The sequence below is a fragment of the Paenibacillus sp. 01T422 genome, assembly GCF_056398785.1.
The window spans coordinates 1-522 of record NZ_JBFTQB010001593.1; the positions used below are offsets into that span (position 1 = coordinate 1).

Here is a 522-nt window from a genome sequence, read left to right on the forward strand (position 1 = left end):
CGATAACGCTGCGATATCTGATTGGGCACAAGCGGCAGTTGCTACGTTAACCTCCAAAGGGTTCATGAACGGTTATGAGGACGGGACGCTGAAGCCGCAAGGATTAACAACGCGCGCGGAAGCATCTGCCCTCATTCTAAGAACATTGAAAGCAGGCAAATAGAAATGAAAAAGGCTCCTTCGTCTGAAAAGACGGGGAGCCTTTTTATGGTCACAGAGTCTCGTAGGCAGGTGAAGAGGATCTACAGGGCTCTATTTTGCCCAAAACAGCACTTTTAGCGGGGGAGCGGAACTGTGGTTCGCTATTTAGCCGTCTGTGCAGGTATTTGGACGAAGGAGGTGARATAAGAGCCTGTAGTTCCCTTCGCCCTATGAAACTCCGAAATTCCCCGAAATAAGGGATTGTAGTTCCCCTATTTGCGTTTACGCTTAGCTGATCCGGATTTGGAACCGCCTTTGCGTCTTCCGGCTGAACCGGATTTCTTCCGGCGTTTACGCTTCGGTTTGAACACTTCAATAGCG

The 522-nt window shown here is 49.7% G+C and carries 1 protein-coding gene; it reads left to right on the forward strand.

The window, feature by feature from the left end:
* Positions 1 to 13: 13 nt before the first annotated feature.
* Positions 14 to 163 (forward strand): S-layer homology domain-containing protein, encoded by a 150-nt coding sequence (locus AC1DUA_RS40340; RefSeq protein WP_477504978.1) that lies wholly within the window; start codon positions 14 to 16, stop codon positions 161 to 163.
* Positions 164 to 522 lie beyond the last annotated feature (359 nt).